This window comes from Paraburkholderia sacchari (assembly GCF_000785435.2).
GTDB lineage: Bacteria > Pseudomonadota > Gammaproteobacteria > Burkholderiales > Burkholderiaceae > Paraburkholderia > Paraburkholderia sacchari.
In genome coordinates, this window is record NZ_JTDB02000002.1 from 1 (window position 1) to 20,830 (window position 20,830).

The window sequence follows — 20,830 nt, forward strand, 5'->3', positions numbered from 1 at the left end:
TCTCGAAACCGGTCGCTCACTCAAAGCTGACAGGTTCTGAATCAAATTCAAAAACCTGACTTACTTTTGTGTGAGACTCTTGATACTTTCGCTACTCCCGGCCATTCCCGAAAGAATCACCAGGTCACGAAACCCATCAAGCGCCCACACTTATCGGCTGTAAATTTTTAAAGATCGCGTCGCACAAGGCACCGGAACAGCTTCGAACTACCCGGCGCTTTCTGCGTTGCTGCGTCAGCAGCAGAGAAACGAGATTATGCAGACTCTCTGGCGTTTCGTCAACATCTTTTTTAACGTCACCGTTTAAAAACTGAAGACTTTCCCGCCCCCCCGCCGTTTCTCGCGGCGGGCTTCGCTGGCATACATCGGCTGGCGAAGGGGGCGAATCTTAGCGCTAGCGAAGCCGGCGCGCAAGCCCCTCTGCACAAAATCCTTACTTCCCGCTCAGCGCCGCCAGCGGCACGGCGTTCGCCATCGCCGCGTAGCCCGCGTCGCTCGGGTGAATATGATCGCCGCTGTCGTATTCGCTGCGCAGGCGCAGCGGGTCCGCTGGGTTGCGCAGCGCCCCATCGAAGTCCACCACGCCGTCGAACGCATGGCTCGTGCGGATCCACTCGTTCACCTGCGCACGGATTGCTTCGCGCTCCGGCGGCAGTGCCGCGGGCGTGAGCGTTGCACCGAGAATGCGCACGCCGCGGGCATGCGCCGCCGCAATCACGCGGCGATACCCTGCGATCAGGTCATCGGCATTCACGCGCGTGTGCGGGAAATCGCAGTCGAGGCCAGAACGCGCCGGCATCGCCTGGAAGTTGATGTCGTTGATGCCAATGAGCAGCACAGCCGTCCGCACGCCCGGGCGCAGCGCGTCGCGCTCGAAGCGCCGCTCGAGCGCCTCGCCATAGCAAGGAGAATCGCTCAACAGACGGTTGCCGCTGATCCCCATGTCGATCACGGCCAGACTGGCGCCCTGCTCGCGGACGAGACGACGCGCCAGCGCATCGGGCCAACGCCGGTTTTCATTGAGCGAAGAGCGCATGCCGTCGGTGATGGAGTCGCCGATCGCGGCAATCGTCGACGCCCCCGGCGCGTCCACCGCCAACCCCGTCACCCACGCGTATTGCGTGAAGCGCTGGGTGAACGCGCCGGTCGACGAATCAGCCACGTGGTCGCCGGGCCGGGACACATAATTCAACTGGCTCGCCACCCGATGCCAGGCGACCATCTTCTGCTGCGGTCCCATATAGGTGCTGACCGCGTACGGCGCGCCACGCTTCAGGCCGATTCGAACCGGATCGCTATCGAGCTCGGCGCCGGGCGGCAATGACACCGACGCCCGCCCACCAAACGTCACTCGCACCGTTCCAGCCTCGCTGACCGCCGCGCCGCCGGCCGACGGCGCAATCGCCATTGCCTCGATCACGAGTGGCGTGCGTCCATAGAGATTGCTGATATGCACGCGAGCGACCTCGCCACCAAGCGTCGGATAGACGATCTGCCTGACGGTGCGGCCGGCGACATCCGGGGCGCGATACAGCGGCGGCAGCGCATCGCGCTGGGGAATGGACTGGAGCGGCGTCGCCCAGCTCGTCACCCATGGGGCGCCGGGAGGCTGTTCGGCAAAAACACGTGCGGAAAAAGCGAGTGCAACGAGCAGCGCGGAAGCAGCCGCGGTGGTGGCGAGGGAAATCTTCATCCGGAAACGAGAGGGAGTAAGCGGGCAAAGCGCCCATTGTGCCGCATAGCCGGCTCACGACCTTCCATCGTCATGACAAAACCGTGCCCCCGACGTTAGTGCATGCCACGCGCGAAATCGGCCTCGCCCAGTTGTCTATCTACTAAAACTCAGTAGCGAAGCATCCGATGTTCGCCTGCGACTCGAACCCTTTTTTGACAAAGCGCAAAAAATTGATTTACCGACCGGTCGGTTGGTTTATACTGCGCCATACCCAACACCGAAGAGAGCGTCTCCATGTACACGCAATCCCTCGATATTCCCGGCAATGTCGCCCCGCTCGATGCTGACGCGGCGTCGCCAGAGCAGGCGCAGTTCGACGCCATCATGGCCGCGGACGGCAAGATCGAGCCGCAGGACTGGATGCCCGAAGCCTATCGCAAGACGCTCGTGCGCCAGATTTCGCAGCATGCGCACTCGGAAGTGGTCGGCATGCTGCCGGAAGGCAACTGGATTTCGCGTGCGCCGAGCCTCAAGCGCAAGGCCATCCTGCTCGCCAAGGTCCAGGACGAAGCGGGCCACGGCCTCTATCTCTATAGCGCAGCGGAAACGCTCGGCGTTTCGCGCGACCAGTTGGTCGATGCGCTCCACGCTGGCAAGGCCAAGTATTCGAGCATCTTTAATTATCCGACGCCCACGTGGGCCGATGTCGGCGTGATCGGCTGGCTGGTCGATGGCGCCGCAATCATGAACCAGATCCCGCTGTGCCGCTGCACCTACGGGCCGTATGCACGCGCGATGATCCGCATCTGCAAGGAAGAGTCGTTCCACCAGCGTCAGGGCTTCGACGCCCTGCTCGCCATGATGCAAGGCACCGAAGCGCAGCGTGAACTGGTCCAGCAGGCGGTGAACCGCTGGTGGTGGCCGGTGCTGATGATGTTCGGCCCGAGCGACGCCGATTCGGTCCACAGCAACCAGTCGGCCAAATGGGGGATCAAGCGCATCTCGAACGACGATCTGCGCCAGAAGTTCGTCGATGCCACGGTCGAACAGGCCAAGGTGCTCGGCGTCACACTGCCCGACCCCGATCTGAAATGGAACGAGGCACGCGGCCATTACGACTACGGCGTAATCGACTGGGAAGAATTCTGGCGCGTCGTGAACGGCGACGGCCCGTGCAATCGCGAGCGTCTCGGCACGCGCGTGAAAGCGCACAACGAAGGCGCATGGGTGCGCGAAGCCGCCCTCGCCCACGCCGAAAAACAGCGTCAGCGCGCCGCAAAGCACGCCGCGTAACCCATACACAGGAAGCAAGGAGATCCACGGTGAACAAGGAATGGCCGATCTGGGAAGTGTTCGTGCGCAGCAAACAGGGCCTCGACCACAAGCATTGCGGCAGCCTGCACGCCAGCGACGCGTCGATGGCGCTGCGTATGGCGCGCGACGTCTACACGCGCCGTCAGGAAGGCGTGAGCATCTGGGTGGTGCCGTCCTCGGCGATCACGGCTTCGGATCCGAGCGAGAAGGCGGAGCTCTTCGAACCGGCTGGCGACAAGATCTACCGCCACCCGACGTTCTATACGCTGCCCGACGAAGTCAACCACATGTAAGAGCGCCAACATGACGACGCCCACGCAAGAACATCTGGCGTATGTGCTGCGCCTCGCCGATACCGCGCTGATCCTCGGTCAGCGCAACACGGAATGGTGCGGCCACGGCCCGATTCTCGAAGAAGACATCGCGCTCGCCAACATGAGCCTCGACCTGATCGGCCAAGCGCGCCTGCTCTACACGCACGCTGCCACGCTCGAAAAGGCGCTCAACGGCCGCGAACGCACCGAGGACGATTACGCCTATTTCCGCGCCGAGCGCGAGTTCGCGAATTACACGCTCGCGGAATTGCCGCACTTCGGCCCGCTCGTCGGCACCACGCATTCGGCCAACGATTACGCCGTGACGATTGTGCGCAACTTCCTCTACGCCTCGCTGATGGCGCATCTGTGGACCGCGCTGCTGCGTTCCGCCGATCCGCAACTGGCCGCGATCGCCGAACGCTCGATCAAGGAAACGCGCTATCACGTCCATCACGCGCGCGAATGGCTGATCCGCTTAGGCGACGGCACCGAGGAATCGCATCGCCGCGCTCAGGCCGCGCTCGACTGGCTGATGCCATACACGCGCGAGTTCTTCAGCACCGATGCAGTGGAAGCGGCTGTCGCCGAAGCCGGCATCGCGCCGCTTGCCGCGCAGCTCGAAGCCGCGTGGCGCGCGGACGTGGAAGCGGCGCTCGAAGAGGCGACGCTCACGGTGCCCGCGCCGGTCAAGCACGTCACAACCGGCAAGCTCGGCGAGCACTCGGAGCACATGGGCTACGTGCTTGCCGAGATGCAGAGCCTCGCGCGTCAGCATCCGGACGCACGCTGGTAAGCCGCCCAAGTACCCACGCCTGAAGAAAGGAAGTCACGATGCAAGCGACAGCAGATCAAGCGCTCGAGCGCGCCTGGAAAGCGCTGGAATCGGTGCCCGATCCGGAAATTCCAGTCGTGTCGATCCGCGAACTGGGCATCCTGCGCGACGTGCGCCGCGCCGCCGACGGCCAGATCGAAGTGGTCATCACGCCCACGTACTCGGGCTGCCCGGCGATGTCGCAGATCGCCGAAGACGTCGCGCACGCGCTCGACGTCGCCGAACTCGCGCCGTATCGCATCGCAACGACCTTGACGCCCGCGTGGACCACCGACTGGATCACCGACGAAGCGCGCGAGAAGCTGCGCGCCTACGGCATCGCGCCGCCCACGGGCAACTGCGGCTCCACCCAGCAAGCGGGCGAACAGACCATCACCTTCATGGCGAAACCGAAGCCGCTGCCCGCGCCCGCCTGTCCGCACTGCGGCTCGCACCATACCGAGCGCCTCGCGCAATTCGGCTCGACCGCGTGCAAGGCGCTGTACCGCTGCATCGACTGCCGCGAACCCTTCGACTACTTCAAACCGTACTGATATGGCCACTCCGCAATTCCATTCGCTGCGCATCCGCGAAGTGCGGCCCGAAACCGCGGACGCGGTCTCTGTCGCTTTCGAAGTCCCGCCCGAGCTGCGCGACGCGTATCGCTTCACCCAGGGGCAGTTCGTCACGCTCAAGACCCACATCGAAGGCGAGGAAACGCGACGCTCGTACTCGATCTGCGTCGGCGTGACCGATTACGACCGCGACGGCGAGTTGCGCATCGGCATCAAGCGCGTGCGCGGCGGCCGCTTCTCGAACTTCGCGTTCGAGCAGCTTGCACCGGGCCACGAAATCGATGTGATGACGCCCGATGGCCGCTTCTTCACGCACCTGAACGCCGAGCACGGCAAGCACTATGTGGCGTTCTCGGGCGGCTCGGGCATCACGCCCGTGCTCGCGATCATCAAGACGACGCTGGAAACAGAGCCGCGCAGCGCGTTCACGCTGGTCTACGGCAACCGCAGCGTCGACCAGATCATGTTCGCCGAAGAGCTGGAGGACCTGAAGAACCGTTACATGGACCGGTTCCGGCTCTACCACGTGCTTTCCGACGACCTCCAGGACGTCGAGCTCTTCAACGGCGTGCTCGATCAGGCCAAATGCGCGGAGTTCCTCGCGACGCTGCTGCCGGCCGACGAAATCGACGAAGCGTTCATCTGCGGCCCGGCGCCGATGATGGATGCCGCCGAAGCCGCGCTCAAGGAAGCTGGCGTGCCGCAGCAGAAGGTGCACGTCGAGCGCTTCGGGTCGCCGCTGCCGCAAGCGGGCGTGCCCGCGGTCGAGATCACCGAAAGCACGCCGGCCGCCGATCTGGAGATCGTCATCGATGGCAAGAAGCGCAAGCTGCGTCTGCCGTACGAGGGCGTGAGCCTGCTCGACGTCGGCCTGAAAGCAGGGCTCGCGCTGCCCTACGCGTGCAAGGGCGGTGTGTGCTGCACCTGCCGCGCGAAGGTGCTCGAGGGCGTTGTGAAGATGGACAAGAACTACACGCTGGAAGAGCAGGAAGTCCAGGATGGTTTCGTGCTCACGTGCCAGTGCCATCCGGTCAGCGAGCGCGTGGTGGTGAGCTTCGACGAACGATGATGAAAGCGGCGGGGGCCTGTTCGCGCCCCGTCACACGGTCCAGCATCATCAGGATGGGGGAATAAGCCTTAGATCGACGCCAAGCTTTCGGCCCTCAGGCGATCCGCTTACACTAGGGGCCGCCCGCTGGTGTTGCAGCGCAACGCTGCACGCTCGCGGGCGGCCCCTTTTGTCTTTGGCGCGCTTTCAGGCGCCTTCGGCATTCGCCCCGAACGCAACGAGTTGTCGATGACCACGATTCACCTCATCCACGGCGAGCCGGCAGCAGCTGCGCTGCGCCAGGCCCTTCTGGCCAGCGAAGCTCCGCGCGGCGGCGAAACCGCCCCTGCAGCGTGCACGGCCGGGCACGTGATCGCACTGGCCGACGACCTGACGGTCGGGCCGCTGCGCGACATCGACGAGGCCGGCGACCCGGGCGCGGCACAGCGCGCGGCTTTCTGGCAGCGCCTCGGCGGTGTATCGGAGATGCTCGTGCAGGACGACTGCGTGGCGCTCGCCGCTCTGGAGGCCGCCGATTCTCACGTGGTGATCTGGCACACGCCCGACGCCGCCGACCAGCTCGCGCTTCGGCGCGTCTGTTACCGGCTGCGCACCGCGCCGCAGCGCCTGAATGAGGTGCGCCTCGCGGCGGAAGATCTGGCCGGCCCGCCCGACGCCGCTGCCACACGCCTTCTCGCACATCTGCCGGACGCTGCGCCGATTTCGGTGCTGCGCATCACCCGGCTCGCGCTCGAATGGCAGGAAGCGAAATTCGCCAACGGCGAGATGCGCCGGTGGCGCAACAATACGTTCACGAGCGGCACGTGGGCCGATCTGGATACGCTGATCATCGAGGCCCTTGCCGCAGCCGCGCTGGATGGTACGCACGCCATGCCGGGTGCAACTGGCGCCCCCTGGCTCGCATGCGACACGCTCGGCGCGGCGCTTGTGCGGCGCGGTGCGGGCTTCACGGTCGGCGAGCCGCTGGTGCTCTGGCGCCTGCGCGAACTGGCCGCGGCAGGCGAGTTGCGACTGCGCGACGACATGTACGCCGCATGCGAGAGCCCTGCCGAAGCCGGTGCAGGCGTCGCCACCCAAAACTCACACGCCGCACGCGCCTCGCTACCGCACGCCGCAGCCCATCTTTCCCTTTCCCGCTGACACCCATCCATGGCACGCACCCGAGCGCCCGACCACGAAACGCAACGCGACCAGATTCTCGAGCTCGCGGCAGCCAAATTCGCCCAGACGAGCTACCCGAGCACATCGATGTCCGACCTCGCGGCAGCGAGCGGAACCTCGAAAGCACGCCTCTATCACTATTACGAGAGCAAGGAAGCCATCCTTTTCGATCTGCTCGACCGCTACACGAAGCGGCTGATGCTGATCATCGCGGAGGTGGAAGGCGCCAGCCAGCGGCGGGGCCTGGACGAGCGCGAGACGTTCGCCGAGCTGATCCGCGCATTCCTCGCCGAATACGAGACTTCGCACAGCCGCCATGTGGCGCTGCTCAACGACGTGAAGTATCTCGTCGACGCACAGCGCGAGATCGTCCTGAACCGCCAGCGCGACGTGGTCGCCGCGTTCACGCGCCAGCTTGCGCGCGCCTATCCCGGCCGCGTCACGGCTGAGAACCAGACCTCGCTGACCATGATGGTGTTCGGCATGATCAACTGGACGTTTACCTGGCTCAAGCCGGGCGGGCGCATGGGCTACCGGGACTTTGCGGAGCAAGTCATCGAGATGATCGACCACGGCCTGAAGGCCGCCTGAGCCGCCACAATTTTTCAGATCAAATTGACGCAACGCAACAAGATGTGCCGACACAACGGTTGATACGTCAAGTTATCCAAAAATAATATTCGTTTAAAATCAATTATTTATAGCTTAACACAGAAAAATTAGACGCAACCCTCAGACCGAAAATACGGGTTTTCCCTAGATCGCCCCCAGGGTTTCCGCTAGAATTCGTTTTGCATCGCATCATGCATGCGCTGCGCCTCGTATTCTAAGGAGAACCCATCATGACCCAGTATCCGACCCCAACCAACGAGCCCATCCTGCCGTCCGGCCGCTCGCTGTCGTCCGGTCATTCGCCGGCCATGGTGCGCGTCCTCACCTCCGCCGATCGGGAGCGCCTGCTGACCCACTTCCTCGCGCTCGACGTCGAGGACCGTCTCCTGCGCTTCGGCCAGGCCGCACCGGACCACGTGATCGAAAACTATGTCCGCTCGATGGACTTCACGCGCGACACCGTCTTCGGCGTGTTCGACCATCAGTTGCAGCTCGTAGGCGTCGGCCATCTGGCTTATCTGCCGGCAGACGGCAACGGCCGCACGGCCGAGTTCGGCGTCTCCGTGCTCGAATCCGCGCGCGGCCAGGGCATCGGCACGAAGCTGTTCGAGCGCGCCGCTATTCGCAGCCGCAACACGCACGTCACGACGCTCTATATGCACTGCCTGTCGCGTAACTCGACCATGATGCATATCGCGAAGAAGTCGGGCATGAAGATCGAGTACGCCTATGGCGAAGCCGATGCGTACCTCTCGCTCGAACCCGCCGACCAGAGCAGCATCATCGCGGAAATGCTCCAGGAGCAGGCTGCCGTGTTCGACTACGCGCTCAAGCGCCAGGCCCGCCAGGCGTCCAGGCTGATCGAGACGATCCTCCCGCAAGCGGTTGCGGCGTGACTCCTGCCCCGTTGGGTGAAGTAGATCGAAAAAGCGGCTTCGGCCGCTTTTTCGCCATCTGCGGGGCGGAATCGGCGCGCGCACGCTCAAAGCGAGGTTTCACAGGATCGGCAACGCCGTCGTCTCCTTGAAGGTCTGAAGCGAGAAGCTCGACTTCACGTCGATCACGGACGGGTGATGCAGCAACTGGTCCTGCACGAAGCGCGAGAAGTGCGCCATGTCCTCAACCTGCACCCGCAGCAGGAAATCCATGTCGCCTGTCATCGCGTGGCACGCCACCACTTCCGGCCAGGCCTGCACCGCCGCGCGAAAGAGTTCCGCGTGGGTGACGCCTTCGCGCCCCCCCGCCGTGGGCCCGCGCTTTTCCAGCCGCACGTTCACGTAGGCCAGCAGATCGAGCCCGAGCTTCTGCGCGTCGAGCAGCGCCACGTAGCCCCGTATCACGCCAATCTCCTCGAGCCGCCGAATGCGCCGCAAGCAGGGGCTGGGCGAAAGATTCACACGCTCGGCAATTTCCTGATTCGAGAGCCGGCCATTCTCCTGAAGAATCGCCAGAATCCGCCGGTCAATCGCGTCTAGTTCGAAGTTCGCCATTTTCTGCCATCTCATGTATCGACAATGGCAGTTTATAGCTCAAATTGCTGATCTATCGACCCAACTCGCAAGTTTTCGCCCAATCTGGACAGCTACACTTTGTCGCACGAAATCACCATTCTGCGATCGGCGCCAATCCGGTCGGCACAGGAGACAGTCATGCACATTCCCAACTGGGAGAACCCCGTCGGCACCGACGGCTTCGAGTTCATCGAATACACCGCGCCGGACCCCAAGGCGCTCGGCAAGCTGTTCGAACGCATGGGCTTCACCGCCGTAGCGCGCCATCGGCACAAGGACGTGACGCTGTACCGCCAGGGCGACATCAACTTCATCGTCAACGGTGAGCCGGATTCGTTCGCACAGCGTTTCGCACGCCTGCATGGTCCGTCGATCTGCGCGATTGCGTTCCGTGTGCACGACGCCGCCAAAGCCTACAAGCACGCGCTCGAACTGGGCGCCTGGGGCTTCGACAACAAGACCGGCCCGATGGAGCTGAACATCCCGGCGATCAAGGGCATTGGCGACTCGCTGATCTATTTCGTCGACCGCTGGCGCGGCAAGAACGGCGCAGCGCCGGGCAGCATCGGCGACATCAGCATCTACGACGTCGACTTCGAGCCGATTCCGGGCGCCGAGCAAAACCCGGCCGGCCACGGCCTCACCTACATCGACCACCTCACGCACAACGTGCACCGCGGCCGCATGAACGAATGGGCAGAGTTCTACGAACGCCTCTTCAACTTCCGCGAAATCCGTTACTTCGACATCGAAGGCAAGGTGACGGGCGTAAAGTCGAAGGCGATGACCTCGCCCTGCGGCAAGATCCGCATTCCGATCAACGAGGAAGGCGGCGAGACGGCCGGCCAGATCCAGGAATATCTCGACGCGTACCACGGCGAAGGCATCCAGCACATCGCGCTCGGCACCAATGACATCTACCGCACGGTGGATGGCCTGCGCGCCTCGCAAATCGCGCTACTCGATACGATCGATACCTATTACGAACTCGTGGACCGCCGCATTCCGAACCACGGAGAGCCGCTGGACGAGCTCAAGAAGCGCAAGATCCTGATCGACGGGATGCCCGAAGACCTGCTGCTGCAGATCTTCACGGAAAACCAGATCGGCCCGATCTTCTTCGAGATCATTCAGCGCAAGGGCAATCAGGGCTTTGGCGAGGGCAATTTCAAGGCGTTGTTCGAATCGATCGAGCTCGACCAGATTCGCCGCGGTGTGGTGAAAGACAAGGCCTGAAGTAGCGCGAAATTCCGCGCGTCAGTATGCAAAAAGGGCGAAGATCGCGTGATCTTCGCCCTTTTTAGTTTTTGGAGTCCGCCGCCGCACACCCGGCAACGGATTCGGATGAATGGAATGCTGCGCGGATCAGCGCGGCATTGAGATTAACGTTTGGCGCTCGGCCCGACCTTCACAGCCGGCATGGCGCTCGAATCAGCCTTTGCACACAGCGTGTACTGCGCGCACGACGTCGATGCATTCGCGCCGCTTTTCGTGCTGGCGTTCGAATGCAGGGGCGCGCTCATGGCGAAGAACGCGGCCGAGACCGTCAGAAAGGTCTGGATATGTCGATTGTTCATGCGGTACTCCTATTTTGAAACAGCCTTTCACTGCGCAATGGCGCGTTCGCACCCTGAATTTCTCGGGCGCGTCGCGATCTGCACAAATGAGGGAGTAGAGAGGATATTCAAGGGGAGCCTGTTGCGGTGCAACTTTTACATGCCGTTACCTCGCGCCTAACTCTGACACATCCTTTGTTACACAGCCCCTCCAGGCCTTTCAGCGTTTCTTACCCGGCTGCTGAACCAGACCCGACAGAGTCCGGCGACGCGCACGATTCATGCAGGGTTTCCCGTGGGGGCGGTGGGTTTGCCCGAGTGCTACCATCGCTCAAAAGCAGCCACGATGGCGAGCCTCGGCCGACGCGTTCACAAGACGCCAAGGCCTCCCGAAGCTCTGGCGATCCCACAATGGATTGAACGGATTGGTTCGATGGAGGAAGACACATAATGAATGCCCCGCTAGACGCAGGTCAGCGCGCTTCGCTCGAAGCCGCACTCGCTTCCGTCACGCTCGACGACAAATACACCCTCGAACGCGGCCGCGCGTACATGAGCGGCATCCAGGCGCTGGTCCGCCTGCCGATGCTGCAGCAGGAACGCGACAAGGCCGCCGGTCTCAATACCGCGGGGTTCATTTCAGGCTATCGCGGCTCGCCGCTGGGCGGGCTCGATCAGTCCCTCTGGAAGGCCAAGCAGCATCTCGCCGCCCATCAAGTCGTATTTCAGCCCGGCGTCAATGAGGACCTCGCCGCGACCGCCGTGTGGGGTTCGCAGCAGGTGAACCTGTACCCATCGGCGAAATACGACGGCGTGTTTTCCATGTGGTACGGCAAGGGCCCCGGCGTCGACCGCTGCGGCGACGTGTTCAAGCACGGCAACTCTGCCGGCTCGTCGCCGCACGGCGGCGTGCTCGTGCTCGCCGGCGACGACCATGCCGCCAAGTCGTCCACGCTCGCGCACCAGTCCGAGCACATCTTCAAGGCCTGCGGACTGCCGGTGCTGTTCCCCTCGAACGTGCAGGAATATCTCGACTTCGGGCTGCACGGCTGGGCGATGAGCCGCTACTCGGGCCTCTGGGTGGCTATGAAGTGCGTGACCGACGTGGTCGAATCGTCTGCATCGGTGGAGATCGATCCACATCGCACCAGCATCGTCCTGCCCGAAGACTTCGCGATGCCCGAGGGCGGCCTGAACATCCGCTGGCCCGATCCGCCGCTCGTGCAGGAAGCGCGTCTGCTCGACTACAAATGGTATGCGGGCCTCGCTTACGTGCGGGCCAACAAGCTCGATCGCATCGAGATCGATTCTCCGCACGCGCGCTTTGGCATCATCACCGGCGGCAAGGCGTATCTCGACGTGCGCCAGGCGCTCACCGACCTCGGCCTCGACGACGAAACCTGCTCGCGCATCGGTCTGCGGCTCTACAAGGTCGGCTGCGTGTGGCCGCTCGAAGCTCAAGGCGCGCATGCATTCGCGCGCGGGCTCGAAGAAATTCTCGTGGTCGAGGAAAAGCGCCAGATTCTCGAATACGCGATCAAGGAAGAGCTGTACAACTGGCCCGACGCGCAGCGCCCGCGCGTGTACGGCAAATTCGACGAAAAAGACGGCGCCGGCGGCGAATGGTCGGTGCCGATGGGCAACTGGCTGCTGCCCGCGCACTATGAACTGTCGCCCGCGATCATCGCCAAGGCCATCGCCACGCGTCTGGACAAGTTCGAGATTCCCTCCGACGTGCGCGCGCGCATCGCGTCGCGCATCGCGGTGATCGAGGCGAAGGAAAAGGCGCTCGCGAAGCCGCGCGTGCAGGCCGAGCGCAAGCCCTGGTTCTGCTCGGGCTGCCCGCACAACACGTCGACCAACGTGCCCGAAGGCTCGCGCGCGATGGCCGGGATCGGCTGCCATTACATGACCGTGTGGATGGACCGCAGCACGAGCACCTCCAGCCAGATGGGCGGCGAAGGCGTGGCCTGGGTCGGCCAGGCGCCGTTCACGAACGAGAAGCACGTGTTCGCGAACCTCGGCGACGGCACCTACTTCCATTCGGGCTTGCTCGCAATCCGCGCGGCAATCGCCTCGAAGGCGAACATCACCTACAAGATCCTCTACAACGACGCGGTCGCCATGACGGGCGGCCAGCCCGTGGACGGCGTGCTCACCGTGCCCCAGATCACGCATCAGCTCGCCTCCGAAGGCGCGGCGAAAATCGTGATCGTGACCGACGAGCCCGAGAAGTATCAGGGTGCGGCGGGCAATCCGATCACCACACTCGCGCCGGGCGTGACGATCCACCATCGCGACCAGCTAGACGCGATTCAGCGCGAGCTGCGCGAGATTGCCGGCACGACCATCCTGATCTACGACCAGACCTGCGCGACCGAGAAGCGCCGCCGCCGCAAGCGCGGCACCTATCCCGATCCGGCGAAGCGCGTCGTCATCAATGAGGCGGTCTGCGAAGGCTGTGGAGATTGCTCCGTGCAATCGAATTGCTTGAGCGTCGAGCCGCTCGACACCGAATACGGCACCAAGCGCAAGATCAACCAGTCCACCTGCAACAAGGACTTCTCGTGCGTGAAGGGCTTCTGCCCGAGCTTCGTCACGGTCGAAGGCGGCCAGTTGCGCAAGCCGAAATCGAACACCGTGGTGAGCGACGCGATGCCGCCCGTGCCGATGCCCGAGGTGCCCGCGATCGGCCAGCCCTATGGCGTGCTCGTGACGGGCGTGGGCGGCACCGGCGTGGTGACGATCGGCGCACTGCTCGGCATGGCCGCGCACCTCGAGGCGAAGGGCGTAACCGTGCTCGACGTCACCGGTCTCGCGCAAAAGGGCGGCGCGGTGATGAGCCACGTGCAGATCGCCAACCGTCCGACGGACATCCACGCGACGCGCATCGCCATGGGCGAGGCGGGGCTCGTGATCGGCTGCGACGCCATCGTGACCGCCAGCGACGACTGCGTTTCGCGCATCCAGGAAGGCCAGACGCACGTCGTGCTCAATAGCGCGCCCACGCCCACCGCCGAGTTCATCAAGAACCCGCAGTGGCGATTCCCTGGCGCCAACACCGAAGCCGACGTGCGCGCGGCAGCCGGCGCCGACAACGTCGCCACCGTCGATGCGAACCGCTATGCGCTCGCCCTGCTCGGCGACGCGATCTACACAAACCCGTTCGTGCTCGGCTACGCGTGGCAGCGCGGCTGGCTGCCGCTCATGCACGAATCGCTCACGCGCGCGATCGAGTTGAATGCGGTGCAGGTCGAAAAGAATCTCGCCGCGTTCGAATGGGGCCGGCGCGTCGCGCACGACCGCGAGACCGTGGACCGGCTCGTGAAATCGCCAGCACCGGATGCCGATGCCGGCGGCGCGAAGATCGTTTCGCTGCACACGCCCAAGGCGCTCGACACGCTCATCGAAAAGCGCGCGCAGTATCTCGCCGCATATCAGAACAAGGCCTATGCGCAGCGCTATCGCGCGTTCGTCGACGAAGTGCGCCGCGCCGAAGCGAAGCTCGAGCGCGCCGATATCAGCCTGAATAGTGGCCTGAACGAGCAGCCGTTGGCCGAAACGGTCGCGAAGAACCTGCACAAGCTGATGGCGTACAAGGACGAGTACGAAGTCGCGCGCCTCTACGCCGATCCGGCATTCGTCGAGAAACTCAAGGCAAGCTTCGAGGGCGACTGGAAGCTCAACTTCCATCTCGCGCCGCCGTCGTTCGCGAAGCACGACGAAAAGGGCCATCTGGTGAAGAAGCAGTACGGCCCGCGCATGCTCACGGCCATGCGCGGGCTGGCGAAGCTCAAGTTCTTGCGCGGCACGGCCCTCGATCCGTTCGGCCGCACCGAGGAACGCCGCCACGAGCGCGCATTGATCGGCGAGTACGAGGCGCTCGTGCGCGAAATCATTGGCGGATTGAGCGAGGCGAACCTCCCACTCGCGATCGAGCTTGCGAATCTGCCCGATGCGATTCGCGGCTACGGCCATGTGAAGGAGAACAACCTCAAGGCCACACGCGCGAAGTGGGCAACGCTGCTCGCGAAGTGGCGCTCGCCGGAGAACGGGGCCGCGCGCCACGCCGCTTGATCTCGTGGGTTGACCGCAAATTCGAAGCTGCAAAAACGAAGGGCGCTCCGCCAAAAGCGGAGCGCCCTTTTCATCCAGCCCGCAAAACCCCGCTTAGCGCGCGGCCTTGTTCACCGTGGCGTTCGCCGAAGCCACCGCCGTCATGTTGATGATGCGTCGCACCGTCGCCGCCGGCGTGAGGATATGCACCGGCTTCGACGCGCCCAGCAGGAACGGGCCCACCGTCACGCCTTCGCCGCCCACCACCTTCAGCAGGTTGTAGGCGATGTTCGCCGCTTCCACGTTCGGCATGATCAGCAGGTTCGCTTCGCCCGAGAGCGTCGTGCCCGGGAACGACTGCTTGCGGATCAGCTCCGAGAGCGCCGCGTCGCCGTGCATTTCGCCATCGACTTCGAGTTGCGGCGCACGCTCGGCGATCAGCTCGCGCGCGGCCTGCATGCGCTGCGAGGTCGACGAACGCACGCTGCCGAAGTTCGAGCTCGACAGCAGCGCCACCTTAGGCGTGATGCCGAACTTCTCGATCTCGCGCGCAGCGAGGACCGTCATGTCGGCGAGTTGCTCGGCACTTGGCACTTCGTTCACGTAGGTGTCGCTGATGAAGATGTTGCGGCCCGGCAGCATCAACAGGTTCATCGCCGCGTAGTTCTGGGCTTCCCTGGCCTTGCCGAACACCTGATCGACGAACTTGAGGTGATAGTCGAAGCTGTTGAGCAGACCGCATATCATGCCGTCCGCATCGCCCAGATGCACGAGAATCGCGCCGATCAGCGTGTTGAACTTGCGCACCGAAGCCTTCGCCACGTCAGGCGTGATGCCCTGGCGCGCGCCGAGTTCGTGGTACGCCTGCCAGCTTTTCTGGAAGCGCGGATCGTCTTCGGGATCGACGATCTCGAAGTCGGTGCCCGGGCGCAGCTTCGAGCCCATCTTCTTCAGGCGCATCTCGACCACCGAAGGACGGCCCACGATGATGGGCTTCGCGATCTTCTCGGTCAGCACGAATTGCGCGGCGCGCAGCACGCGCTCGTCCTCACCCTCGGCGAACACGATGCGCGCGCAGTTGGCCTTGGCCGCCGCGAACACAGGACGCATCACCATGCCCGAGCGGTAGACGGTCGCGCCGAGCTGCTCGCGGTATGCGTCCATGTCGGCGATCGGGCGCGTGGCCACGCCCGAATCCATCGCGGCTTGCGCAACGGCCGGTGCGATCTTGATGATGAGGCGCGGGTCGAAGGGCTTTGGAATCAGGTATTCCGGACCGAATTCGAGCGTGTGGCCTTCATAGGCCTTGGCCACTTCGTCGCCCTGATCGGTTTCCTCGGCGAGTTCCGCGATCGCGCGCACGCACGCGAGCTTCATCTCTTCCGTGATGGTGGTGGCGCCCACGTCGAGCGCGCCGCGGAAGATGAACGGGAAGCACAGCACGTTGTTGACCTGGTTCGGATAGTCCGAACGGCCCGTGGCGATGATCGCGTCCGGACGCACCTTCTTCGCTTCTTCCGGACGGATTTCCGGCTCCGGGTTGGCGAGCGCCAGGATCAGCGGCTTGTCGCCCATCTCCTTGACCATCTCGGGCTTGAGCACGCCGGCGCCCGAGCAGCCGAGGAACACGTCGGCGCCCTTGGTGGCGTCGCCGAGCGTGCGCGCTTCCGTGTTGGCGGCGTAGCGCGCCTTGGACGGATCGAGATTGCCGCGGCCTTCGTAGATCACGCCCTTCGAGTCGGCAACGAGGATGTTCTCTTTCTTCAGACCCAGCTTCACGAGCAGATCCAGACAGGCGATGGCCGCCGCGCCCGCGCCCGAGCACACGAGCTTGACGCTGCCGAGGTCCTTGCCCACGACCTTCAGGCCGTTGAGGATGGCCGCCGAAGCGATGATGGCGGTGCCGTGCTGGTCGTCGTGGAAGACGGGGATCTTCATGCGCTCGCGCAGCTTCTGCTCGATGTAGAAGCACTCGGGCGCCTTGATGTCTTCGAGGTTGATGCCGCCGAGCGTGGGCTCGAGCATGGCGATGGCTTCGACGAGCTTGTCCGGATCGTTCTCGTCGAGCTCGATGTCGAACACGTCGATGCCGGCGAACTTCTTGAAGAGGCAGCCCTTGCCTTCCATCACGGGCTTGGCCGCGAGTGGGCCGATGTTGCCGAGACCGAGCACGGCCGTGCCGTTGGTCACGACGCCGACGAGGTTGGCGCGCGACGTGTACTTCTGCGCATCGAGCGGATCGGCGTGGATTGCCTCGCAAGCCGCGGCCACGCCCGGCGAATACGCGAGCGAGAGATCGAGCTGGTTGGAGAGCGGTTTGGTAGGCGTGACCGAAATCTTGCCGGGCTTCGGATTCTGGTGATACGCGAGCGCGCTTTGCTTCAGTTGTTCATCCATTTTCGGGCCTGCCAGGACGTGAGAGACGAGTGAAATTTTATGTTCGTAGGCCCGCCGGTTCACGCGACGCTCGGGCTCTCGGCAATGGCAGGTCCTGCGCACGTGCGGCAAACGCGGCAGCGGCAGGCCCGGACCATAGGCGAAACGGCGCGGGCGAAATGGCGGGGGATTAGTGTACACCTCGCCATGATCGCGGCGAGTCGGGGCAAAGACTGATACCGGGAATTTGTCGCGCGCCGGAGTCACTGCCGAGATTGCCGCGCATCACGCAGCATCACGCGGCATCAGGCCCCATACGCGCGCCAGCGAGACGCGAGATGCGACGTTGCGCCGCATCCGATATGCCGTCTCCGCGAAATTCAGCGCTTATTCGAGCGCTGCGCCGCGCCGTTCGGGAATCAAGAGGAGCGTCGCGAGAATGTCCAGCACGTAGATCGCCGCGAGCATGCCGAGCGCCGCCGTGAACGAATAGCGGGCCGCCATCGCGCCGACCGCGAGCGGCCCGAAGCCGCCCACCGCCCGACCGATGTTGAAAAGGACATTCTGGGCGGTGGCGCGCGCGGCCGTCGGATAGAGCTCCGAAATAAGCGCGCCATAGCCGCCGATCATGCCGTTCACAAACACGCCCATGGCCGCCCCGCCGATCAGCAAGGCGAACGGCGTGCTCAGATGCGCATAGACATACACCATTGCCACCGCCCCCACCTGATAGAACAGGAACGTGGGCCGGCGCCCGAAGCGGTCGGCCGCCACGCCGAAAAGCCAGATCCCGAGCGCCATGCCCGCGACAGTCGCGGCGGTCCAGAGGCCGGACTTCGTGAGCGAATAGCCAAAGGACTTCGAAAGATAGGCGGGCAGCCAGATCATGAGCCCGTAGTAGCCAAAGTTCTGCACCGAGCAGAGCACCGTTACGCCGAGACTCGCGCGCGCCGTGCGGGCGTCGGCAACCAGCAAACGGACCGCGCGCAGCCATGCGCCGCGCTCGCGTGCAGGCGCCTCGGCCAGCATCCGTTCAACGCGCGCCCGATGGGCCACGAACAGCTCGGGTTCCTCCACGCTCCGGCGCACGATGAACGACACCACCGCGGGCAGAAGACCGATGGCGAACATGCCGCGCCAGCCGATCAGCGGCAGGAGCCACGGCGTGAGCAGCGCCGCGGCGAGCACGCCCACTTGCCAGCCCAGCCCGACATACGACGACGCCCGCGCGCGCAGCCGGTCGGGCCACGCCTCGGCAACCAGCGCCATGCCGATGCCGAACTCGCCGCCAAGCCCGATGCCGGCGATCGTCCGGTAGATCAGCAAATCGGCATAGCCGCGCGAAAGCGCGCACAGCCCGGTGAAGACGGCGAAGACCAGAATCGTCCAGGTGAGCACGCGCACACGCCCGAAGCGGTCCGAAAGCAACCCGAACACGATGCCGCCCACCACAGCGCCCACGAGCGTCCACGTGACAAGCGAGCCGGCCTGCGCGCCCGAGAGATGCAGATCCGCGCTGATGGCGGGCAGCATGAAGCCGAGCATCAGCAAGTCGAAACCGTCCATGGCGTAGCCGAGCACCGAGGCAATCAGCGCGCGCACGGCGTGGCCGCCCACGGGCGCCGCGTGCAGGGCTTCATCTGCGGTATGCGGGACGGCAGCGGGCGCGATGGCGGTATCGGCGGGCGAGAGTGCCGAAGACCCGGAAGCGGGTTCGGGATACGGTTCAGGACGGGAGGCGGCAGTCATTCGGACAATCCTTTGCGGGGCGCGGGCCAGACGAAAACCGGCGTGAGTTTACTGGCGCGCCTGCGCAGCCACAACCAGGACCGCGTGGCCGGCGCGCTCCCCGGCGCGACCCCGATCCCACCCCAGATCCCACCCTGCAAAGCCGGCGGGCGCTGTCAGTGCGACTCGTCGGCGAACGTCAAGTCGGGTAAAATACCCGGCTACGCGCGCAAGAAATACCGTCCGGAGCGAGCGAGTCGCCAGAAGCCAAACCTCTGGCGATCGACGCCATCCGGGCCGCGCATCGCGAGTTCCGCTACATGCCAGACTCGCCGTGCCAGCGCCACCGGGCCCAGCGCCCACCCTCCTCCGCATTCATCTATCCAAGGATTCGCCCATGACAGGCAACGATCGCCAGACGATCTCGGACGCAACCGCGAAAATGCTGCTCGAAGTGAAGGCCGTGCACTTCAATGCCGAAAAACCCTTCATCTTCACTTCCGGCTGGGCGAGCCCGGTCTATATCGACTGCCGCAAGCTGATCTCGTATCCGCGCGTGCGCCGCGGCCTGATGGAAATGGCCGAGGCCACCATTCTGCGCGACGTCGGCTACGAGCAGATCGACGCCGTGGCCGGCGGCGAAACCGCGGGCATTCCGTTCGCGGCATGGCTCTCGGACCGCCTGATGGTACCGATGCAGTACGTGCGCAAGAAGCCGAAGGGCTTTGGCCGCAACGCGCAAATCGAAGGTCTGCTCACCGAAGGCCAGCGCGTGCTGCTGGTCGAGGACCTGACCACCGACAGCCGCAGCAAGATCAACTTCATCAACGCGCTGCGCACCGCCGGCGCGCAGGTGAACCACTGCTTCGTGCTGTTCCACTACAACATCTTCAAGGAAAGCGTCTCGGTCCTCAAGGATATCGACGTCGACCTGCACGCGCTCGCCACGTGGTGGGACGTGCTGCGCGTTGCCAAGGAATCGGGCTACTTCGAAACGAAGACGCTCGACGAAGTGGAGAAATTCCTCCACGCGCCGGCCGAATGGTCGGCGGCGCACGGCGGCGCGACCTCGGCACCGCAATAAGCCTGCGAGTGGGCTCGCGCGCGGCTCACGCTCGGCGCGCCCCGATCACAAGCCAAAAAAGCCATCTGTCCGAAAGGCAGATGGCTTTTTTCATGCGCCGCGCAAAACGTCGTGCGGCGGCGCGCGCTCAGGACGCGGCTTCGCCCGTCGCACCTTCTTCAGGCGCATGCGATGAGAGATTGAGCAGGCCGTTGCTCTGTGCGTACTGGAACAGTTCCGAATCGCGATCGAGCCCGAGCTTGCGCATGGCCGTGTTCTTCTGAGTGCTGATCGTCTTGATGCTGCGGTTGAGCTTCTCGGAAATCTCCTTGATCGTCATGCCCGAAACGAAAAGCCGCACTACTTCGAGTTCGCGCTTCGAGAGGATGACTTCCTCGTTCTTGCCGCCGCTGTTGATGCGCAATGATTCGAGTGCCACCTTCACCTGCGGGCTCATGTATTCGAGATTACGGCTCACGTGCTGTACGGCTAACCCGATATGGCTCAGGTCATCGGACTTGTGAACCACCGCGATCACGCCGAGTTCGCCCAGCCGCTTCAGGAGCGCCGCGTTTTCGAGCATCGTAAGGACGACGATGGGAATATTCGGGAAATTGCGGCGCAGATAGCCAATGAGCGGCAGGCCGTCGCCGTACTGGCCGCCCGGCATGGCGAGGTCGGTCACGAGCACGTCGCATGGCGTGGTCTGCAGCGCCTTGATCAGTTCCGTGGACTGACGGGCACGGCCGACGACCTGAATACCCGGGAACTTGAGTAGCGCATGCTCGGCGCCGAACAAGATCACCGGATGATCGTCCGCGACTACGACCCTGATTGGCTGCTGCATTACCCCTCCGTGGAAACCGTCCTGGTCATCTTTCTTTGTGGTCGGCCAGTTGCCCGAGAAACCTCTCGTTGCCGAAACATCGCCTTTTGCGCAGGCAGGAAAGCAGGCGACTATAGCTGATTTCCCCGCGCGCGCGGCCTTCAGACGGCCAAAACATAT

Annotated in this window: 17 protein-coding genes; 11 read left to right on the top strand and 6 right to left on the bottom strand. The window is 64.0% G+C overall.

The genetic code is table 11. The features are described 5' to 3' along the window. Window positions 1-433: 433 nt before the first annotated feature. Entirely contained in the window at window positions 434-1,693 is a 1,260-nt protein-coding gene (locus NH14_RS06775) for an SGNH/GDSL hydrolase family protein (protein WP_035534087.1), read from the bottom strand. A 276-nt stretch (window positions 1,694-1,969) separates the two neighbouring features. Here NH14_RS06775 and paaA point away from each other — a divergent pair, with 276 nt between their 5' ends. From paaA to NH14_RS06815, 8 genes are all read left to right on the top strand, one after another. Then, on the top strand, window positions 1,970-2,968 hold the full coding sequence (paaA, locus tag NH14_RS06780; RefSeq protein WP_035534086.1) for a 1,2-phenylacetyl-CoA epoxidase subunit PaaA: 999 nt from the start codon (window positions 1,970-1,972) through the stop codon (window positions 2,966-2,968). A gap of 29 nt (window positions 2,969-2,997) precedes the next feature. Next, window positions 2,998-3,282, top strand: coding sequence for a 1,2-phenylacetyl-CoA epoxidase subunit PaaB (gene paaB / locus NH14_RS06785; RefSeq protein WP_028221708.1), 285 nt, complete (start codon window positions 2,998-3,000; stop codon window positions 3,280-3,282). Window positions 3,283-3,292: 10 nt separating this feature from the next. Further along, complete coding sequence (gene paaC, locus NH14_RS06790) at window positions 3,293-4,099, top strand: 1,2-phenylacetyl-CoA epoxidase subunit PaaC (protein WP_035534085.1); 807 nt, start codon at window positions 3,293-3,295, stop codon at window positions 4,097-4,099. Window positions 4,100-4,137: 38 nt separating this feature from the next. After that, a complete protein-coding gene (gene paaD, locus NH14_RS06795) occupies window positions 4,138-4,671 on the top strand; it encodes a 1,2-phenylacetyl-CoA epoxidase subunit PaaD (protein WP_035534084.1) in 534 nt (177 codons plus the stop codon). A 1-nt stretch (window position 4,672) separates the two neighbouring features. Then, the gene (gene paaE, locus NH14_RS06800) at window positions 4,673-5,761 is read left to right on the top strand and encodes a 1,2-phenylacetyl-CoA epoxidase subunit PaaE (protein ID WP_035534083.1); all 1,089 of its coding nucleotides are present in this window, start codon (window positions 4,673-4,675) and stop codon (window positions 5,759-5,761) included. Between the two features lie 228 nt (window positions 5,762-5,989). Continuing rightward, the gene (locus NH14_RS06805; protein WP_084225972.1) at window positions 5,990-6,901 is read left to right on the top strand and encodes a DUF1835 domain-containing protein; all 912 of its coding nucleotides are present in this window, start codon (window positions 5,990-5,992) and stop codon (window positions 6,899-6,901) included. 9 nt (window positions 6,902-6,910) lie between these two features. Continuing rightward, entirely contained in the window at window positions 6,911-7,513 is a 603-nt protein-coding gene (locus tag NH14_RS06810; RefSeq protein ID WP_035534082.1) for a TetR/AcrR family transcriptional regulator, read from the top strand. A gap of 251 nt (window positions 7,514-7,764) precedes the next feature. Then, on the top strand, window positions 7,765-8,430 hold the full coding sequence (locus NH14_RS06815; RefSeq protein ID WP_035534081.1) for a GNAT family N-acetyltransferase: 666 nt from the start codon (window positions 7,765-7,767) through the stop codon (window positions 8,428-8,430). Window positions 8,431-8,529: 99 nt separating this feature from the next. On the opposite strand, the gene NH14_RS06820 is transcribed toward NH14_RS06815, so the two are convergent. Then, complete coding sequence (locus NH14_RS06820) at window positions 8,530-9,024, bottom strand: Lrp/AsnC family transcriptional regulator (protein WP_035534080.1); 495 nt, start codon at window positions 9,022-9,024, stop codon at window positions 8,530-8,532. A 159-nt stretch (window positions 9,025-9,183) separates the two neighbouring features. Between NH14_RS06820 and hppD the strand changes: the two genes are divergently transcribed. Then, on the top strand, window positions 9,184-10,281 hold the full coding sequence (hppD, locus tag NH14_RS06825) for a 4-hydroxyphenylpyruvate dioxygenase (protein ID WP_035534079.1): 1,098 nt from the start codon (window positions 9,184-9,186) through the stop codon (window positions 10,279-10,281). A 146-nt stretch (window positions 10,282-10,427) separates the two neighbouring features. Here hppD and NH14_RS06830 read toward each other — a convergent pair whose 3' ends face one another. Beyond that, on the bottom strand, window positions 10,428-10,622 hold the full coding sequence (locus NH14_RS06830) for a hypothetical protein (RefSeq protein ID WP_035534078.1): 195 nt from the start codon (window positions 10,620-10,622) through the stop codon (window positions 10,428-10,430). A 429-nt stretch (window positions 10,623-11,051) separates the two neighbouring features. Here NH14_RS06830 and NH14_RS06835 point away from each other — a divergent pair, with 429 nt between their 5' ends. Further along, the gene (locus NH14_RS06835) at window positions 11,052-14,678 is read left to right on the top strand and encodes an indolepyruvate ferredoxin oxidoreductase family protein (protein ID WP_035534077.1); all 3,627 of its coding nucleotides are present in this window, start codon (window positions 11,052-11,054) and stop codon (window positions 14,676-14,678) included. 93 nt (window positions 14,679-14,771) lie between these two features. Here NH14_RS06835 and NH14_RS06840 read toward each other — a convergent pair whose 3' ends face one another. Together NH14_RS06840 and NH14_RS06845 are read right to left on the bottom strand one after the other, a co-directional pair. Then, a complete protein-coding gene (locus tag NH14_RS06840; RefSeq protein ID WP_035534076.1) occupies window positions 14,772-17,054 on the bottom strand; it encodes an NADP-dependent malic enzyme in 2,283 nt (760 codons plus the stop codon). A gap of 366 nt (window positions 17,055-17,420) precedes the next feature. Next, complete coding sequence (locus NH14_RS06845) at window positions 17,421-18,782, bottom strand: MFS transporter (protein ID WP_084225970.1); 1,362 nt, start codon at window positions 18,780-18,782, stop codon at window positions 17,421-17,423. A gap of 376 nt (window positions 18,783-19,158) precedes the next feature. Here NH14_RS06845 and NH14_RS06850 point away from each other — a divergent pair, with 376 nt between their 5' ends. Then, entirely contained in the window at window positions 19,159-19,845 is a 687-nt protein-coding gene (locus tag NH14_RS06850; protein WP_035534075.1) for an orotate phosphoribosyltransferase, read from the top strand. A gap of 127 nt (window positions 19,846-19,972) precedes the next feature. On the opposite strand, the gene NH14_RS06855 is transcribed toward NH14_RS06850, so the two are convergent. Continuing rightward, window positions 19,973-20,671, bottom strand: a complete 699-nt coding sequence (locus NH14_RS06855) for a response regulator (protein ID WP_035534074.1) — start codon at window positions 20,669-20,671, stop codon at window positions 19,973-19,975. Window positions 20,672-20,830: the final 159 nt, after the last annotated feature.

What these genes read in the sequence shown, in the direction of transcription:
- NH14_RS06775 (WP_035534087.1), bottom strand. Translation starts at nt 1,693, where the DNA reads ATGAAGATTTCCCTCGCCACCACCGCGGCTGCTTCCGCGCTGCTCGTT.
- paaA (WP_035534086.1), top strand. Translation starts at nt 1,970, where the DNA reads ATGTACACGCAATCCCTCGATATTCCCGGCAATGTCGCCCCGCTCGAT.
- paaC (WP_035534085.1), top strand. Translation starts at nt 3,293, where the DNA reads ATGACGACGCCCACGCAAGAACATCTGGCGTATGTGCTGCGCCTCGCC.
- paaD (WP_035534084.1), top strand. Translation starts at nt 4,138, where the DNA reads ATGCAAGCGACAGCAGATCAAGCGCTCGAGCGCGCCTGGAAAGCGCTG.
- paaE (WP_035534083.1), top strand. Translation starts at nt 4,673, where the DNA reads ATGGCCACTCCGCAATTCCATTCGCTGCGCATCCGCGAAGTGCGGCCC.
- NH14_RS06805 (WP_084225972.1), top strand. Translation starts at nt 5,990, where the DNA reads ATGACCACGATTCACCTCATCCACGGCGAGCCGGCAGCAGCTGCGCTG.
- NH14_RS06810 (WP_035534082.1), top strand. Translation starts at nt 6,911, where the DNA reads ATGGCACGCACCCGAGCGCCCGACCACGAAACGCAACGCGACCAGATT.
- NH14_RS06815 (WP_035534081.1), top strand. Translation starts at nt 7,765, where the DNA reads ATGACCCAGTATCCGACCCCAACCAACGAGCCCATCCTGCCGTCCGGC.
- NH14_RS06820 (WP_035534080.1), bottom strand. Translation starts at nt 9,024, where the DNA reads ATGGCGAACTTCGAACTAGACGCGATTGACCGGCGGATTCTGGCGATT.
- hppD (WP_035534079.1), top strand. Translation starts at nt 9,184, where the DNA reads ATGCACATTCCCAACTGGGAGAACCCCGTCGGCACCGACGGCTTCGAG.
- NH14_RS06830 (WP_035534078.1), bottom strand. Translation starts at nt 10,622, where the DNA reads ATGAACAATCGACATATCCAGACCTTTCTGACGGTCTCGGCCGCGTTC.
- NH14_RS06835 (WP_035534077.1), top strand. Translation starts at nt 11,052, where the DNA reads ATGAATGCCCCGCTAGACGCAGGTCAGCGCGCTTCGCTCGAAGCCGCA.
- NH14_RS06840 (WP_035534076.1), bottom strand. Translation starts at nt 17,054, where the DNA reads ATGGATGAACAACTGAAGCAAAGCGCGCTCGCGTATCACCAGAATCCG.
- NH14_RS06845 (WP_084225970.1), bottom strand. Translation starts at nt 18,782, where the DNA reads ATGACTGCCGCCTCCCGTCCTGAACCGTATCCCGAACCCGCTTCCGGG.
- NH14_RS06850 (WP_035534075.1), top strand. Translation starts at nt 19,159, where the DNA reads ATGACAGGCAACGATCGCCAGACGATCTCGGACGCAACCGCGAAAATG.
- NH14_RS06855 (WP_035534074.1), bottom strand. Translation starts at nt 20,671, where the DNA reads ATGCAGCAGCCAATCAGGGTCGTAGTCGCGGACGATCATCCGGTGATC.